We start from the raw sequence: 16,263 nt of genomic DNA on the forward strand, positions 1-16,263 counted from the left end.
CGCCCCTGCGGGGTTCCCTGCGATGCTCGAAGCCCGGGGCCGCGCCCAACTCACTTCGCTACGCTCCGTTCAAACAATGGGGCGCGAAGTCAGAACTTGAGGCTCGCTGCGCTCGCGCCCCGGGCTCCTGCGCTTCTCGGCGGTTTAGAAGGGGAGTTCCCCAAACAGCCGAACAGCCAACAGCCAAGCCCGAAAGCCGGCTGGCGCCGGCTGTTCATCACCCCCCCTCTGAGCCCGCCGAGCAGCGCAAGGACTTGAGGGCGCGCGCGCAGCGCACTTCGAGAACTGACTTCGCGCAACTGTTTGAGCGCAGCGTAGCGAAGCGAGTTTTGCGCGAGCCCTCAAGGCCTGAGCAGCACAGGGCAGCCCGCTGCGAAGCAAAGGGCCGGGCGGTTCAGGGGCGACTTTTTGCCTACTTTTTGGTCGCCCAAAAAGTAGGTCGCCCGCCGGGGCGAACTCCCGGCATGGGCCTCGCCACAAACCCAGCGGAGCAAAAACCATGAACGCCGTCCTGCAACAGCCACAGGACGTGCTGACCAGGCTCCCCGCCTCCGACGCCCCCTGGTCCCTCAGCTTCGCCCCCTGGCCCCACGCCGACGCCCAACGCTGGCGCGCCGTCATGGCGACCTCGGCGCAAGGCCGCCTCGCCCTCCTCGCCGACCGCCCGCTCGAACCCCTGCTGCGCCTGCGCATCGAATCCAAGCTCAAGAAGCCCGTCCTCTGGTGGCCCTGCGAACCCGCCGAGATCGACGCGCTGCTCGAAGCCGCTGAAACCGACTACCGCGCCCTCGGCGAGCTGAGTGAGTCCTTCGGCAACGCCAACGAAGCCGAGGCCGCCCAGGAGCTGTCGGCCCTGCACCTCGCCGAGCAGGCCAGCCCCGTCGTGCGCCTGCTCGACGCCACGCTCTACGACGCACTGCAGGACGGCGCCAGCGACATCCACTTCGAATGCCAGCTGCGCGGCATGAAGATCCGCAGCCGCATCGACGGCGTGATGCTCGATGTCAAGCAGATCGACGGCGTGCAGGCCGCCGAGCAGCTGGTGTCGCGCCTGAAGGTGATGGCCGAGCTCGACATCGGCGAGCGCCGCCTGCCGCAGGACGGCCGCTTCAAGCTGCGCGTGCAGGGCCGCGAGGTGGACTTCCGCCTGTCCATCATGCCCAGCGTGTTCGGCGAGGACGCCGTCGTGCGCGTGCTGGACCGCGCCCAGGTCGAGGCGCAGGGCGCGCTGACGCTGGACGCGCTGGGCTTCGAGCCCGAGGCGCGCGCGCAGATCCGGGCCCTGGCGCGCCAGCCCCACGGCATGCTGCTCGTGACCGGCCCCACCGGCTCGGGCAAGACGACGACCCTCTACGCCGCGATCAGCGAGGTCAACACCGGCCGCGACAAGATCATCACCATCGAGGATCCGGTCGAGTACCAGTTGCCCGGCGTCGTGCAGATCCCGGTCAACGAGAAGAAGGGGCTCTCCTTCGCGCGCGGCCTGCGCTCGGTGCTGCGCCACGACCCGGACCGCGTCATGGTGGGCGAGATCCGCGATGCCGAGACGGCGCAGATCGCCGTGCAGGCGGCGCTGACCGGCCACCTCGTCTTCAGCACCGTGCACGCCAACAACGCCTTCGACGTGGTCGGCCGCTTCATGCACATGGGGCTGGACCTCTACAACGTCGTCTCCGCGCTGAACGGCGTGCTGGCGCAGCGGCTGATGCGCATCAACTGCCGCCACTGTGTCGAACCGCTGGCCACGGCGCCCGCGCAGCTGCGCGACCACGGCCTGCCCGAAGACGCCACCGTGCTGCACGGCCGCGGCTGCGGCCACTGCCGCGGCACCGGCTACAAGGGCCGCCGCGCCGTCAGCGAGCTGCTGTGGCTGGACGACGAGCTGCGCGACCTGATCGCCGGCCGCGCGCCACTCTCCCGCATCAAGGAGGCCGCACGCGGGCGCGGCATGCGCTCGCTGCGCGACGCGGCCGTGGCCCTGGTGCTGCGTGGCGAATCAACGCTGGAAGAACTCGAACGTGTCACGCTCGCGGACTGAACGCCTGCTGCTGGCGGGCGACCGGGTGCTGGACACCCAGGGCCAGGCCTGGCCCGACTTCGCGGCCTGGTGCGCCGCCCATGCCGGTGCGCGCGCCGAGCTGCTGGTGGGTGCCGAACAGGCCCACAGCCTGCTCGTGCCCGCCGACCTGCCGCTGGCCGACGCGGACGCCCTGCAGGGCTATGCGCGACTGCAGTTCACGCACTACTTCGGGCCGGCGGCTCAGCAATGGCCGCTGGCCAGCAGCGAGCGCGTCGCCTGCGCGCTGGCCGACGCCGACCTGGCTGCGCTGCAGGCCACGGCAGCCGCGCAGCGCGTGCGCATCGCCTCGCTGCGGCCGAGCTGGACGCTCTGCGCCGCGCAGGACGGTGACACCGCCGTCATCGACGGCGACATGCTGACCTGGCTGCGCCGCAGCGGCGGCCGCCTCGTCGACCTGCAGCAGCGCCATGTCAGCGACGAACTGCTGCGCGAACTGGAAGGCGCGCGCATCGCCCCTGCCATCGACCTTCTCACCGAGCCCGGCGCGCGCCTGGGCCCGGACTTCATCGCGCAGCCGTCGCGCATGCGGCCGCTGGCCTGGGCCTGGGCCGCCGCCGCGGCTGCGGCCTGCGTTCTCGTCGTGCTGCAGGCCCAGGGCCAGCGTGAGGAGGCCCAACGCCTGGCCGAGCAGTCCGCCGTGCTGGACCGCCTCGCCCGCCCCGCCGCGGCAGCCAAACCCAAGCCGCCCAACCCGGCCGCGCGTGCCCGCGCCTGGGCCGTGTCGAACCAGCTCGGCACCGACTGGGCCGCGCTGTGGGCCGACGTCGAGCGGGCGCTGCCGCCCGGCCTGCAGCTCGCCGCGCTGGATCTGGACCGACAGTCACTGCGCCTCGAAGGCCAGGCGGCCGATGCCGACGCGGTGACCCGCCTCGTCGACCGGCTCACGCTGCAGGCCGCGCCAGGCGACGAGGTGGTGCTGACCCGGCTGCAGAAGCCCGACACGGTGGCGGACGAAACAGGCGGCGCGCTGCGCTTCGAACTCGTGCGTCGCGCGGGAGGCGCGCGATGAAGCGCTGGCTCGACATGGCCCGCCGCCTCGGCTGGCCGGCCGCGCTGGCGCTGCTGCTGACGCTGGCCGCCGTCGTCGGCGCGGCCTGGCTGCCGCGCGAGCAGCAGCGGCTGGACGCCGAGCGCCAGCACCTCGCCAGCCGCCGCGCCGCGCTGCAGCCGCGAGCCTCTTCCAGCATTCCCACGGACGGTGGCGCCGCGCTGGCTGCCAGCCTGCCCCCCGACGCCGAGCGCCAGGCCCGCACGGCCGCGTTGCTGGCGCTGACGACCGAGCTCGGCCTTCCCTGGCCGCGCAGCGAATTCCGCTATCAGGCCGACCGCGAGCTGGGCCTTGCACAGTACCGCGTCGCCATGCAGCTCAGCGGCCGCTACAGCACGCTGCGCGGCTTCGTCGCCGAGGCGCTCAGGCGCGACCCCGCGCTGGCGCTGGAAACCCTCCGCCTGCGGCGCGATGCAGACGGCCAGCTCAAGGCCGAGCTGGCCTGGGTGCTGCACATGCAGGTCACGAAATGAAGCGGCCCTCGCCACGACAGCTCGCGCTCTTCGGCGCCCTCGGCCTCAGCCTCGCAGCCACGCTTTGGGTGTCGCGCGACGACGAGGCCGACACCGCCGCAGTCGCCAGGCCGCGCCACGCGATCTCGGCCACGCCAACGCCGGCATCGGCAATGGCCGACTGGCCCGGCCCCGCCGCCAGCGCCCGCGCGGACTGGCCGGCCCTCGACCCGCAAGCCCGCGCCGCCTGGGGCGAGACCCCGCTGGCGCCACCGCCGGCCCAGGCCGAGGCCGCGCCGCCGCCGCCCAGCGCGCCGCCGTTCCCGTACCAGTTCGTCGGCCGCATGACCGACTCGCGCCCCCGGGCCGTCCTGAACAACGCGCAGCGCAGCGCGGTGGTCGCCGCGGGCGACGTGGTGGACGGCCAATGGCGCGTCGACGCCATCGAGGCCGGTGGCTTGCGCCTGACCTATTTGCCCCTGGGCCTGGCCCAGTTCGTCTCCTTTGCCAGACCCTCCGCATGAGCCGCGTTCCCGTCATTGCCTTGGTCCTGCTGCTGGCCGCCTGCGCCAGCCACCCTGCTCTGCGTGAGGCCGAGGTGCTCGCCCGGCAGGGTGAACACGAGAGCGCCTGGCGGCTGCTGCGCGATGCCGCCGCGGCCTCGCCGCAGGACGAAGCACTGCGCAGCGCGCGCCAGCGCGAGGCCGAGCTGGGCCTGCTGAGCCTGGCTGCGCAGGCCGAGAACGCCCGCGCGGCCGGCCAGCTGGAGGCCGCCGCCGACCTGCTGCTCCGCATGGAAGCCATAGACCCGCTCGCGCCGCGCACCCGTGCGCTGCAGCTCGCGCTGGGCCGCGCGCGCCGCCACGAGGCCCTGCTCACCCAGGCCGAGCATCAGCTGCAGGCTGGCCAACGGGATGCCGCGCGCGAGGCGGTGGCCCAGGTGCTGGCGGAAGACCCCGGCCAGCCACGCGCCCAGGCACTCCAGCAGAAGCTGCGCCGGGCCTTCGCGCCGCCGCTCGCAGCGCCCACGCTCGCGGCGGCCTACCAGAAGCCCGTGAGTCTGGAGTTCCGCGATGCGCCGCTGCGCACCGTCTTCGAGGCATTGAGCCGCGGGGCCGGCGTCAACTTCGTGTTCGACAAGGACGTGAAGGCCGATGCCCGCGTCAGCGTCTACCTGAAGGACGTCAGCGTCGACGAGGCCATGCGCATCGTGCTGAGCACGCAGCAGCTGGAACGCAAGCTGCTCAACGACAACTCGGTGCTGATCTACCCCAACACGCAGCAGAAGCAGCGCGAGCACCAGGAGCTCGTCACGCGCAGCTTCTACCTGAACAACGCCGACGTGAAGCAGGCCCAGGCGCTGGTGCGCATGATGGCCAAGACGCGCGACGTCTTCATCGACGAGCGGCTGAACCTGCTGGTGGCGCGCGACACGCCCGAGGTGATCGCGATGATCGAGCAGCTCGTCGCCGGGCTGGACCTGCCCGAGCCCGAGGTGATGCTCGACGTGGAGGTGCTCGAGCTGGGCACCGACCGCAGCGCCGAGGCCGGCCTGAACTGGGCCACCGACGCGACCTACGGCAGCACGGACACCGCGACCATGGTGCCCTGGAGTTCCCGCGGCAGCTTTCGCACGCTGGTGGCCAACCCCGTCGTCGCGGCGCGGCTCAAGGGCGAATCGGGCGCGAACAACCTGCTGGCCAACCCCAAGCTGCGCGCTCGCAACAAGGAGAAGGCCAAGATCCAGATCGGCGACCGCGTGCCCGTGTTCACGAGCACGTCGACGGCCAACGTCGGCGTGTCCACGGCCGTGACCTACATCGATGTCGGCATCAAGCTGGAAGTGGAACCCACCGTGCAGCTGGACAACGACGTCGTCATGAAGGTCAACCTCGAGGTCAGCAGCCTGGGCGTGAAGGAAACCTCGGGCGGCCCGCAGCCCACCAGCGCCTACCGCATCGGCACGCGCAACGCGTCCACGTCGCTGCGGCTGCGCGACGGCGAGACCCAGGTGCTGGGCGGACTCATCAACGACGAAGACCGCAAGACCATCGCCGGCGTGCCCTATGTGTCCGAGACACCGCTGCTCGGGCGCCTGTTCGGCGTGCACACCGACAGCCGCAAGAAGACCGAGATCGTGCTGCTGATCACGCCGCATGTGCTGCGCAACCTCAGCCTGCCGGACGCCGGCCAGACCGTGCTGGCCTCCGGCTTCGACGCCAACCCGGGTGCCGAGGGCCTGAGGCTGCGCGCCTCGCGCGGCAACGCGGCGGCGCCGTCGCTGAGCGACACCACGCCGGCGGGCGCCCGACCGTTGTCTGCGGCCATCGCCAAGGCCCAGGCGGCCCGGTCGCAGGGCCAGCAGCAGGCCCTGGCTCCGGTCCAGGCCCCGGCCCAGCCCGAGGAGGCCACCGTCGAGCTGCAGCTGGTGGACAGCATCGCGGCGGGAGAGAACCTGACCGTCACGCTTGCCAACCGGTCCAGGGCCACGGTGGCCGGCAGGATGACCTATGACGCGGCCCTCTTCACGCGGGCCGACGTCGACGACGCTCAGGCCGGCAGCGGCCTCGCCGAGGTGGAGCTGGCGCCCGAAGCCCAGCAGGTGGTGGTGCTGCGCGCCCGGCCCGACGCGGCGGGGCGCTCCGGCTCGCTCCAGTTCGTGAACGCAAAGGCCACGGGGCCCAACGGCGAGGCGCTGAAAGTGCGGGTGGAGGGCGGCTCCCATGTCGAGGTTCGCTGAGCGGGGCTTCACCCTCGTCGAGATGCTGGCGGTGGTCACCATCGTCGGCATCCTGGCCGCGGCGGCGCAGCCGCTGGCCGTCTGGGTGCACAAGCGCCAGCGCGAGACCGAACTGCGCCAGGCGCTGCGCACGCTGCGCGGCGCCCTCGACGCCTACCGCCAGGCGACGAGGGACGGCCGCATCACGCTGAAGGCCGACGACAGCGGCTACCCGCCCGACCTCGACAGCCTCGTGCGCGGCGTGCCCGACGCCCGGGACGCACAGCAGAAGAAGCGCATCTACTTCCTGCGCCGCCTGCCGCGCGACCCGCTGGCCGACCCGGCCCTGGCCGCCGCCCAGACCTGGGCCCTGCGCAGCTACGACAGCCCGCCGGACGCACCCGTGCCCGGCAAGGACGTGTTCGACGTGCACTCGATGTCGGACGCCGTCGCCCTCGACGGCTCACGCTACCGGGACTGGTGATGAAACGACGGGCGCCGGGCTTCACCCTCATCGAGCTCATCGTCGTGATGGCGATCGTGGCGCTGCTCGCCGGCATCGCGGCACCGCGCTACTTCAACGCCGTGGACCGCGCCAAGGCCAACAGCCTGCGCTCGTCACTGGCCGTCATGCGCGACGCGCTGGACAAGTACGCGGCCGACAAGGGGCACTACCCGGACGCGCTCGATCAGCTCGTGCAGGACCGCTATCTGCGCCAGCTACCCGAAGACCCGCTGACCGGAAGCGCCACGAGCTGGGTCACGCAGCCACCACCGGCCGAGGCCGAGATGGGCGGCCAGGTCGGCGACGTGCACAGCGGCGCCGCCGGCCGGGCGCCCGATGGAAGCCTGTATGCGGACTGGTGACGCGCCCACGCGCCGCCGGGCCGCCCCAAGGCGCGCCGGCCCCCGTGGGGGGCAGGAGGCGTACTCGCCGACGTGGGGGCACAAAACTCGCGGTTTCACCTACCTCTGGCTGCTCTTCGCGCTGGCCCTGGGCGGCGTCGCGCTCGCGGCCCTGGGCGAACTGGAGCAGACGCGCCAGCGCCGCGAGCGCGAGGCCGAGCTGCGCTTTCGTGGCGAGGCCATCGCCGCGGCGCTGGGGCGCTACGCCGAGCGCACGCCGGTCGGCCATCTGCCGCTGCCCCAGCAGCTGGAGGAGCTGCTGGCCGACACACGCTTCCCCAAGCCGCAGCGGCACCTGCGCCAGCTCTACGCCGATCCCTTCACCGGCAGGCCCAACTGGGAGCTGGTGCTCGGCCAGGCGACCATCGCCGCCGGCGTCGACAGCCAGGGCAAGGGGACCCCGAAACCACAGGCCGGCCGCGGCATCGTCGGCGTGCGCAGCAGCTCGACACGCCACCTGCTCGCGACCGCCGACGGCCGCTCGACGGCACATGACTGGGTCTTCGTTGCGCCGCCTCCCGCGGACAAACCCATCCATTCGGAGTAGGGCCTGTGCACACCATGAGCCGAACGGCTCATGCCGACATCCGGCCTTCAACGCACGGTCATCCGCCCTTCCTAGAGTTTCGACCTCGTGTGTCCGCTGCGAAGTTTTGTTCCTTCGCGCACGACGCGCCCCCACTGCTCAAGCGCCACCCATGACACACAACGACGCCCTGGCCGTGACGCTGAACCCCAGCGATCCCGTAGAAGCCATCGTGCGCGCGGCCGAATCCGCACTCAACGTGCGCCGCCGCTACCAATTCTTCGTCTGGACGCAGAGCTATCTGGGCCGGCTGATCCCGCACCAGCTCGCCGTCTGCGGCAGCTACGACCGTGCCTCACGGGAACTGCTGTTCGACGTCTTCAACAGCTTCGGCCTCGAACCCGTGCTGATGGACGCCCTCGGCGACGCGCGCAGCCTGCTGATGCGCCATCTGCAAGGCTGCTGGCTGGAAGCACGCTGCCGCCCGACCATCGTCGCGACGGCCGAGCTGTCCTTCGCCTCACTGGGCACGGTGCGCGACGCGCTGCTGGCGGCGCAGTTCGAGAAGATCCTCGTGCACGGCATGTCGCGCCCGCAGCGCCCGCAGGAGATCGAGAGCTTCTTCGCCTTCGCGGCGCAGGACGGTGCCGCGCTCGCTGCGCATGCCGCGCGGCTGGAACTGCTGCTCCCGCATGTGCACGGCGCCTGGCAGCGCGTGCAGGCGGTCGAGCGCGATGTCGGCACGGGCGGCGCGGCCGTGCCCCCGTCGATCAAGGTCGGCGGCGTCACGCAACGCGAACGCGAGATCCTCACCTGGCTGCGCGAGGGCAAGAGCAACCAGCAGATCGCCGAGCAGCTCGGCATCAGCGCGCTGACAGTGAAGAACCACGTGCAGAAGATCCTGCGCAAGCTGGGCGCCGCCAACCGCGCCCAGGCCGTGGCGCAGGCGATGTCGCTGCAGTTGCTGGAAAGCATGCCCGGCGCGCAGGCCGCGGCCCGCCGCCGCGACGTGCCCCTGACTTGATGGCCTCAGGGTTTGCACGTAGTCCGTACGGACTGTGAACCAAATTGCGCTCCGGTGCGCATGTCATCGGCCGCCAGAAGAATGCCGGCCATCGGATCCACGGATCCCCGCTCTTTGACAAGCGGGTCTTCATGACCCAGGCGCCCAAGGCCACCGCCGATTGCGATGCAGCGATCCAGGGGAGGCAGCCAGGCGTGACGGCGTCCAGCCAAAAGCTGGGGCCCCCACCACCAACCCTCCTTGGAGTGATTCACATGAAGATCAAGTCCCTCGCCGCCGCGGCCCTCGCGGTCGTCGCCGTCTCGCAAGCCCACGCCGGCATCGCCGTTATGACCAACGGCAACTCCGAACTCTTCTTCGTTCTCGGCAACGACAAGGGCTCCTTCCTGCTGGACACCGGCGTCACCGTCAACGCGCTGAAGAGCGCCAGCTTCAGCTCCTACGTCCAGAACGTGACCAACCTGGTCGGCTTCTCGAGTTTTGTCGCCGGCAGCACCCCGCAGTGGGCGCTGGCCGTGTTCGACGGTACTGGCACCACGGGCTACTCCAACGTTGAACTGATCTCCACCCGCGCGACCACCACGCCCACGCTCGCCTCGATCAACAACACGACCTTCAAGGGTTCCGTGTTCAACAACACCGGCCTGATCGCCCAGACTGCCAGCAACCAACTCGACAGCGCCACCAGCGACCACATCGCCGTGGCCGATGGCAGCAGCTTCAACGCCGTCGGCACGGCCGGCTATTTCGGCTCCAACTTCTTTGCCATCGGCCAGGCGAGCAACCAGATCGGCAATGCGGTGGGCACCAGCTCGACGCTGCTGGACTGGAAGGGCAACGGCACCAACTCCCTCACCAAGGTGACCACCGCCACGCTGACCGGCTACAGCGCCTCGTTCGACGGCTCCACTCTGTCCATCTCGGCCCCCGTCGCTGCCATTCCCGAGCCCGGCAGCTACGCGATGCTGGCCGCCGGCCTCGCTGCCGTCGGCTTCGTCGTGCGCCGCCGCCGCGCCTAACTCACCGTCCTGTGCCCCGCCTGGTGGCGATCACCGCCAGGCAGGAGCAGTCAATCCGGCCCGCGGCGCCGCCGCGCTGGCCGTGGCCTCTTACATCCCTTCTTCCTCTGCGAGTCCACTCATGAAACTCAAGCTTATCGCCATGGCCGCCCTCGTGGCCGCCGGTTCCGCCCACGCGCTGTCGCCCGCCGCCATCGACACGGCCCGCGCCAATGGCACGCTGAAGGAAATCCGCCTGGTCGGCTCTTCCGCCTATCGCCTCGCCATCGCTGGCCACATCCAGACGATCTGCCAGGCCGGCACGATCGACGTCTTCTTCTCGGCCGCCAACCTGATCGCCAACGGCGACGGCGCCGGCTCGGGCGCCCGCGCCTACTCCTGCACGCTGGGCACCGCCCTGGGCAACTACGCCGCCGGCACGCCGATCCTGATCCACAAGCGCGACACCGGTGGCTCCATCATCGGCGTGGCCAACGTCGCCGCCAACGACGCCACGACCGTCATGATGAAGGTCAGCGCGGCTTCGTGCTCGGCCCCGGTCGCTTACACCAACATCACCACCAAGACGTCCCAGTGCTCGCTGACTGAGAACGTGGCGCCCGACGCCGGCTTCTCCGACCTCGAGCCCAACATGCTGAATCAGTCGCCCAACCTGATCGACAACACGCTGGGCGACCCGACGAGCGGCTCGAAGGCGCCGGTCAACCTCTCCGCGCTGACCATCCAGCCTTACTGGCAGGCCATCTTCGGCGTGGCCGTCAACCTGAAGGCCTACCGCGCCCTGCAGGCCGCCCAGGGCCTGGCCCAGGACGACACCGACGCCAACCGTCCCAGCCTGTCCAAGAACTGGATCCGCAGCGTGCTGACCGGCAACGTCGATACGAGCTCCGCCGGCCTGCAAGGCTGGGGTCTGGTGCTCGGCACCGGTGGCAACGGCAAGACCGTCAACATCTGCCGTCGCGACCCGGGTTCGGGCACGCAAGCCACCACGCAGGCCTATTTCCTGCAGAACCCCTGCAATCCGGCCGAGAGTCTGGCGGCTGCCCGCCAAGCCGGCGCGACCAAGCCGGCCCCCAACGGAAACACCGGCGGCGTGAACGTGATCGAGAACTCGTCGACCGGTGACGTGCTGAACTGTCTGACCGCCGCCGACAACGACGCCGCGACGGACTACGCCATCGGCTTCTTCAGCCGCGAGAACGTGGAAACCGGCAAGCAGTGGCGCTATGTCCGCGTCGACGGCGCGCTGCCGAACCGCTACATCGCTGGCACCGTGCCGAGCGGTGCCGTGAACGGCAGCTACGACTTCGTCGGCGAAGGCACGATGCAGTGGAACACCGCCAAGGTGAGCGCTAACGCCAACCTGCTGGCCGCGCTGACCAACATCGCCACCGTGTCCAACACGCCGGACGCGATCGCCGCACTGCCCGTCACGTCCTCCGCCAACTCGCCCGACGGCGTGATGGCCACCCCGTTGGTGTGGTCCAACATCCAGGCGAGCTGGACCTCGCTGACCGCCGCCCAGCAGCCCTACTCCTCGCGCCTGCTGCACGCCACGCAAGTGAACGGCGTGAGCGACAGCTGCTCGATCTACAACACGTTCTAAGCAGGGCACTGCTCGGGGCGGGTGCCTGTCACCTGCCCCGAGTCTTGCCTCGATACACCCGGGCTCAAGGCCCGGGCCTTTCAATGAGCCCGGCGTATTTTTTTTTAGGTTTTACCGTGTTGTTGCGGTCGAAACCTTCAGCACGGCCTCAACTACAGGTCGCCGGGAAGGCTATTCATTGCACATCTGAAATGGTGAGCCATCGTGTGCAGCGAATAGCTCTTTTGCGTTTGGCGCCGCCGTAAGCGGTATTTTTCAGGGAGTCAACTCGTGAAGATCAAGCTCATCGCCATCGCCACTCTGGCGGCTGCAAATTCGGCCCAAGCCCTTTCCCCTACGGCCGTTGACACGGCGCGCGCCAACAGCACGCTGAAGGAAATCCGCCTGACCGGCTCCTCCTCCTACCGCTTCGTCATCGCCGGTTATGTCCAGACGATCTGCCGAGCTGGCACCATCGACGTCTTCCACTCCGCCGCCGACCTGATCGCGAGCGGCGATGGCGAGGGCTCGGGCGCACGCGCCTACTCCTGCACGCTGGCCACGGCCCTGGGCAACTACGCCGCTGGCACGCCGGTACTGATCCACAAGCGAGACACCGGCGGTGCAATATTTGGCGTGGCAAACGTGGCCACCAACGACGCAACCACCAAGATGATGAAGGTGAGCGCGACCTCCTGCTCGCAACCCACGGCCTACACAGACATCACCACCCGTACCTCCCTCTGCTCGCAAACCGAGCAGGTCGCACCCGACGCCGGCATCTCAGACATTGAGCCACCTTTGCTGAACCAGTCGCCCAACCTGACGGACAACGTCCTGGGCGACCCGCAAAGCAATTCAAAACTGCCTGTCGATCTCTCCACGTTGACCGTGCAGCCCTACATGCAAGTCATCTTGGGTGTGGCCGTCAACCTCAAGGCCTACCGAGCCCTGCAGGCGACCCAAGGCCTCGACACCGCCAAGGATGACGACGCCAACCGTCCCAGCCTACCCCGAACCTGGATTCGCACCGCCATGACCGGTGCCGTAGACACAAGTGCGGACGGCCTCGAGGGTTGGGGCTTGGTATTGGGCACCAGCGGCAACGGCAAAACAGTCAATATCTGCCGTGAAAACCCAGGTTCAGGCACGCAGGCTGCTGCCCAAATGTACTTCCTCAACAACACCCCCTGCGACCCGGGCCACGGCCTAAGTGCTGTCCGCCAAGCAACCGCAACCAAGCCGTTGCCCAATGCCAACGGCAGCACCCCAAATACGATTGAAAACCTATCAGAGGGCGACGCACTTGCCTGCCTGACCAATGCCGACAACAACGCCTCCACGGCCTATGCGCTGGGTATCTTCAGCAAGGGAAACGTCGAGGCTGGCACCAAGTGGCGCTATGTCCGCCTCGATGGCGCGCTGCCTAACCGCTACATCTCCGGCAGCATGCCAAGCGGCGCCGTGAATGTCAGCTACGACTTCGTGGCCGAGGGCACGATGCAGTGGAACACCGCGAAGGCGAATGCCAACGCCGACCTGCTGGCTGCGCTGAACGCGATCGTCACCCAGTCCAACACGCCGGCCGCGATCGCCGCATTGCCTGTCACCTCATCGGCCAACTCGCTCGACGGCGTAATGGCCAGCCCGCTGGTGTGGTTCAACATCGCACCTTTTTGGAGCCAGCTGACCTCAGCCCAGAAGCCCTACGCCTCGCGCCTGCTGCACGCCATCCAGAGCAACGGCGTGAGCGATAGCTGTTCGGCCTACACCACGTTCTAAGCATGGCATCGCCCGGGGCGGATGCCTACCGCCTGCCTCGGGAAACTGCTTTGATAGCCCGGACTCCAAGGCCCGAGACATTCAATCAAAGAGCCGGCACTCCAGCTGATACGTTTCCGCAAGGCTGACAGATACCTACCGCTTCGCCGCGCTCACGAGGACACCGCATGAACCCGACCGCACTCCAGACAACCCGCTGCCTCGTGCGCCGCGCCTGCATGACCACCGGCCTTCTGTGCCTTGGCCTCACCTCGCAGGCTGCATTGGCTGAGATCGGCATTGGCATTGGCATGGGATTCTCGGCACAGTATCCGAACAATCCAGAGCTGTTCCTGACCCTACTGGATCAGACCACGGCACAGATGACCTACACCCTCGACCTCAACGTCAGGGCCGCAACGTTCTTCATCAATGCCCAGCAGGACAGCGGCAGCTACCTCTTCTTCACGCTTGATCCCAGTACGGACGCCGCGCTTCAGACCTTCGTGAATGCAGCCGGGACCAACCTCAGCACCACTCGCTGGGCCGTACTTGGATTCAACGATCCACTGTCCGGCGCCGCCAACAGAGTGCTCTACAGCACGATGACCAACAACGGAGACGTGGCCACTCAGGCCGCGAATTACGACGCACTGTTCAAGACCACCAATGGCACCCTTCGGCAAAACAACGCCTTGGCAAGCTACCTCGGTGCGCTGAACAACGCCACCACCGACCCTCACCTCATCACGATGACGACCTTGAAAACAGCGTCATCCTTTGGCAGCAGCCTAGCCACGGCATCCGATTCCATCTACGCCAACAAAGTGCATGGCTGGGCGAACGCTGCCAACAACGGCGATGGTGATTGCCTTTACAGCAGCGGGCTGTGCGTAGGGAATCCTGTCGGCACGTCGTCGTGGTTCTATCGAACCCAGTTGTCCTCGACGAGCAACATCGGCAAAGTCGCCGTCGACGAGTTCGACAACCTCACCAACGACGGCTACTGGGGCTTCATCAAGGACCCGAACTCGAACAAGTACGTGCTGAGCTACACCCTGCCCGGCTCCAACCCCAAGAGCCTGGTCAGCACCGACGCCGGCCGTGCGCGCCTGTCGATCACCGACTACAGCGCCAGCGCCGGGCCCACGCGTCTGCTCACGGTCGGCCAGGACGACATCGCCAACGCCGGCATCCAGGTGGCGGCCTTTGCCAATGCCGCCAGCGTCAGCCCCGTGCCCGAGCCGCAGACCTGGGGCCTGATGGCACTGGGCGGCCTGCTGGTGGCTGCACGCGCGCGCCGCGAGCGCCGCAGCGCCGGCCTCTCGCACCGCGCCTGAACAGGCGTTTCCTCGCAGGCGCGTAGTCCGTTCGGACTACGTCGCTGCGTCGCGCTTCATCGCCCCTTCGCCGCGGCTCGCGACACTGAAATCCACTTTTCGGGAGCCGGCCCCTTGCACAAGGGGCCGGATAGTTTTTGAAGCCGCCTCTTCTCTGTTTTCGTCGTTTCGCTTCATGCCGCCTGGCAGCCACCGCGCTGGCCGGACTGGCCTGGACCTGCGCTGGCCTGGCACAGGCGCAGCCGGCCGCCGATGCGCCGCGCTTCGACATCCTGGAGTTCGAGGTGGAAGGCAATACCGTGCTGAGCGCCGTCGCCGTCGAGCGCGTGGTGATGCCCTTCATGGGCCCGCAGCGCAGCGTGGGAGACGCCGAAGCGGCCCGGGCCGCGCTGGAAAAGGCCTACCAGGGCGCCAGCTACCTGAGCGTGTTCGTGGACCTGCCCGAGCAGAGCGTGGACGGCGGCGTGGTGAGGCTGAAGGTGATCGAGGGCCGCATCGAGCGGCTGGCCGTGACGGGCTCGCGCTACTTCGACCAGGGCCGCATCCGCCAGCGCGTGGCAGAGCTCGCACCGGGCACCGTGCCCAACTTCAACGAGGTGCAGAAGCAGCTGGCCACGGTCAACACCACCGAGGACCGCCAGGTGCAGCCCATCCTGCGGCCGGGCCGGCTGCCCGGCACCGTCGAGGCCGAGCTGCAGGTGAAGGACAAGCTGCCTCTGTCCGGCTCCTTCGAGGTCAGCAACGCCAACACGGCCAACACCACCATGGAGAGGGCCACCGCCAGCGTCCGCTACGACAACCTCTGGCAGCTCGGCCACAGCATCGGCCTGACGCTGACGACCGCGCCCACCGATCCGTCGCAGACGACGGTCTCGGTGCTGAACTACGGCATACCGCTGGACGGCGGCAACAACCTCAGCTTCTACGAGGCGCACTCCAACAGCAACGTCAATGCACTGGGCGGCACCCAGGTGCTGGGCAAGGGCGACACCCTGGGCCTGCGCTACGCCATCAACCTCGGCGCGACGGAACACAGCGTGCAGGGCGCGACCTTGGGCCTGGACTACCGCGACGTGCAGCAGCAGGTCAAGCTCGGTGCGTCCAGCATCAGCAAGCCGCTGCGCTACCTGCCGCTGCAGGCTGGCTACACGGCCAACTGGTTCGAACCGAGCCGGCAGGGGCAGTTCACGCTGTCGATGAGCTGGGGCCTGAAGCCACTGCTGGCCCGCCGCATCGGCGGCTGCGAGCTGGAGGACGGCAGCATCGGCGTGGACGACCAGTTCCGCTGCTCGCGCAAGGGCGCGGACGGCGGCTTCTCGACGCTGCGCGTCGACCTGCGCCACACCGAGGTCTTTGCCGACTTCAGCATCGCGGGCCGGCTGGCCGGGCAACTGGCCTCGCAGCCCCTGGTCAGCGCCGAGCAGTTCGTGCTCGGCGGCGCCGACAGCGTGCGCGGCTATCACGAGAGCGCCGCCGTGGGCGACCACGGCGTGCTCGCATCGCTGGAACTGCGCAGCGCCAATCTCGCATCCTGGCTGCAAAGGCACCACCCCAGCGACGCCTTCAACGACCTTGGCGAGCTGAGCGTGCTGGCTTTCGTTGACGCCGGCAACCTGCAGACCCTCAACCCCGGGGCCGGCCAGGTCAGCCACCAGCCGCTGCTGGGTAGCGGCGTGGGGGTGCGCTTCGCCAGCCGCAGTGGGGTCACCCTCGATTTCCAGGTTGCCGATCCCCACCGGGCCATCGCCGGTGCCCCCAAACCAGGCCGTCGCGCGCATGCGCGCATGGCCGTGAAGTTCTGAC

At 68.9% G+C, this 16,263-nt stretch carries 14 protein-coding genes; all 14 read left to right on the top strand.

The features are described 5' to 3' along the window. Nucleotides 1-499: 499 nt before the first annotated feature. The 14 genes from EV671_RS12875 to EV671_RS12940 all read left to right on the top strand — a co-directional run bounded on the left by EV671_RS12875 (nt 500) and on the right by EV671_RS12940 (nt 16,262). Entirely contained in the window at nt 500-2,038 is a 1,539-nt protein-coding gene (locus EV671_RS12875) for a GspE/PulE family protein (protein ID WP_132571890.1), read from the top strand. Next, on the top strand, nt 2,019-3,089 hold the full coding sequence (locus tag EV671_RS12880; protein ID WP_132571893.1) for a PilN domain-containing protein: 1,071 nt from the start codon (nt 2,019-2,021) through the stop codon (nt 3,087-3,089). The genes EV671_RS12875 and EV671_RS12880 overlap by 20 nt, the downstream gene beginning before the upstream one ends. After that, nucleotides 3,086-3,601, top strand: a complete 516-nt coding sequence (locus tag EV671_RS12885) for a hypothetical protein (RefSeq protein ID WP_132571896.1) — start codon at nt 3,086-3,088, stop codon at nt 3,599-3,601. Before EV671_RS12880 ends, EV671_RS12885 begins: the two co-directional genes overlap by 4 nt. Then, nucleotides 3,598-4,104 (top strand): hypothetical protein, encoded by a 507-nt coding sequence (locus EV671_RS12890; RefSeq protein ID WP_132571899.1) that lies wholly within the window; start codon nt 3,598-3,600, stop codon nt 4,102-4,104. The genes EV671_RS12885 and EV671_RS12890 overlap by 4 nt, the downstream gene beginning before the upstream one ends. Then, entirely contained in the window at nt 4,101-6,320 is a 2,220-nt protein-coding gene (locus tag EV671_RS12895; protein ID WP_132571902.1) for a secretin N-terminal domain-containing protein, read from the top strand. The genes EV671_RS12890 and EV671_RS12895 overlap by 4 nt, the downstream gene beginning before the upstream one ends. Then, nucleotides 6,304-6,783 carry a type II secretion system protein gene (locus tag EV671_RS12900; RefSeq protein ID WP_132571905.1) on the top strand — a complete coding sequence of 160 codons (480 nt, stop codon included), beginning with the start codon at nt 6,304-6,306 and terminating at the stop codon, nt 6,781-6,783. Before EV671_RS12895 ends, EV671_RS12900 begins: the two co-directional genes overlap by 17 nt. Next, nucleotides 6,783-7,166: a type II secretion system protein gene (locus tag EV671_RS12905; protein ID WP_132571908.1), complete on the top strand. Its 384-nt coding sequence runs from the start codon at nt 6,783-6,785 to the stop codon at nt 7,164-7,166. Before EV671_RS12900 ends, EV671_RS12905 begins: the two co-directional genes overlap by 1 nt. Continuing rightward, the gene (locus EV671_RS12910) at nt 7,153-7,752 is read left to right on the top strand and encodes a type II secretion system protein (protein WP_132571911.1); all 600 of its coding nucleotides are present in this window, start codon (nt 7,153-7,155) and stop codon (nt 7,750-7,752) included. The genes EV671_RS12905 and EV671_RS12910 overlap by 14 nt, the downstream gene beginning before the upstream one ends. Nucleotides 7,753-7,903: 151 nt before the next feature. Continuing rightward, on the top strand, nt 7,904-8,755 hold the full coding sequence (locus EV671_RS12915; RefSeq protein ID WP_165917549.1) for a helix-turn-helix transcriptional regulator: 852 nt from the start codon (nt 7,904-7,906) through the stop codon (nt 8,753-8,755). Between the two features lie 254 nt (nt 8,756-9,009). Beyond that, a complete protein-coding gene (locus tag EV671_RS12920; protein ID WP_132571917.1) occupies nt 9,010-9,774 on the top strand; it encodes a PEP-CTERM sorting domain-containing protein in 765 nt (254 codons plus the stop codon). Between the two features lie 121 nt (nt 9,775-9,895). Then, complete coding sequence (locus EV671_RS12925) at nt 9,896-11,380, top strand: hypothetical protein (protein ID WP_132571920.1); 1,485 nt, start codon at nt 9,896-9,898, stop codon at nt 11,378-11,380. A gap of 270 nt (nt 11,381-11,650) precedes the next feature. Next, complete coding sequence (locus tag EV671_RS12930) at nt 11,651-13,141, top strand: hypothetical protein (protein WP_132571923.1); 1,491 nt, start codon at nt 11,651-11,653, stop codon at nt 13,139-13,141. Between the two features lie 167 nt (nt 13,142-13,308). After that, the gene (locus EV671_RS27000; RefSeq protein WP_207911146.1) at nt 13,309-14,460 is read left to right on the top strand and encodes a PEP-CTERM sorting domain-containing protein; all 1,152 of its coding nucleotides are present in this window, start codon (nt 13,309-13,311) and stop codon (nt 14,458-14,460) included. Nucleotides 14,461-14,597: 137 nt separating this feature from the next. Continuing rightward, nucleotides 14,598-16,262, top strand: coding sequence for a ShlB/FhaC/HecB family hemolysin secretion/activation protein (locus EV671_RS12940; protein ID WP_132571926.1), 1,665 nt, complete (start codon nt 14,598-14,600; stop codon nt 16,260-16,262). Nucleotide 16,263 lies beyond the last annotated feature (1 nt).

It is taken from the genome of Roseateles saccharophilus (assembly GCF_004342485.1).
GTDB classification, from domain to species: Bacteria; Pseudomonadota; Gammaproteobacteria; order Burkholderiales; family Burkholderiaceae_C; genus Pelomonas; species Pelomonas saccharophila.

Excerpts from the sequence above, each read along its gene's own strand:
- EV671_RS12875 (WP_132571890.1), top strand. The coding sequence starts at position 500 with ATGAACGCCGTCCTGCAACAGCCACAGGACGTGCTGACCAGGCTCCCC.
- EV671_RS12885 (WP_132571896.1), top strand. The coding sequence starts at position 3,086 with ATGAAGCGCTGGCTCGACATGGCCCGCCGCCTCGGCTGGCCGGCCGCG.
- EV671_RS12890 (WP_132571899.1), top strand. The coding sequence starts at position 3,598 with ATGAAGCGGCCCTCGCCACGACAGCTCGCGCTCTTCGGCGCCCTCGGC.
- EV671_RS12895 (WP_132571902.1), top strand. The coding sequence starts at position 4,101 with ATGAGCCGCGTTCCCGTCATTGCCTTGGTCCTGCTGCTGGCCGCCTGC.
- EV671_RS12900 (WP_132571905.1), top strand. The coding sequence starts at position 6,304 with ATGTCGAGGTTCGCTGAGCGGGGCTTCACCCTCGTCGAGATGCTGGCG.
- EV671_RS12905 (WP_132571908.1), top strand. The coding sequence starts at position 6,783 with ATGAAACGACGGGCGCCGGGCTTCACCCTCATCGAGCTCATCGTCGTG.
- EV671_RS12910 (WP_132571911.1), top strand. The coding sequence starts at position 7,153 with ATGCGGACTGGTGACGCGCCCACGCGCCGCCGGGCCGCCCCAAGGCGC.
- EV671_RS12915 (WP_165917549.1), top strand. The coding sequence starts at position 7,904 with ATGACACACAACGACGCCCTGGCCGTGACGCTGAACCCCAGCGATCCC.
- EV671_RS12920 (WP_132571917.1), top strand. The coding sequence starts at position 9,010 with ATGAAGATCAAGTCCCTCGCCGCCGCGGCCCTCGCGGTCGTCGCCGTC.
- EV671_RS12925 (WP_132571920.1), top strand. The coding sequence starts at position 9,896 with ATGAAACTCAAGCTTATCGCCATGGCCGCCCTCGTGGCCGCCGGTTCC.
- EV671_RS27000 (WP_207911146.1), top strand. The coding sequence starts at position 13,309 with ATGAACCCGACCGCACTCCAGACAACCCGCTGCCTCGTGCGCCGCGCC.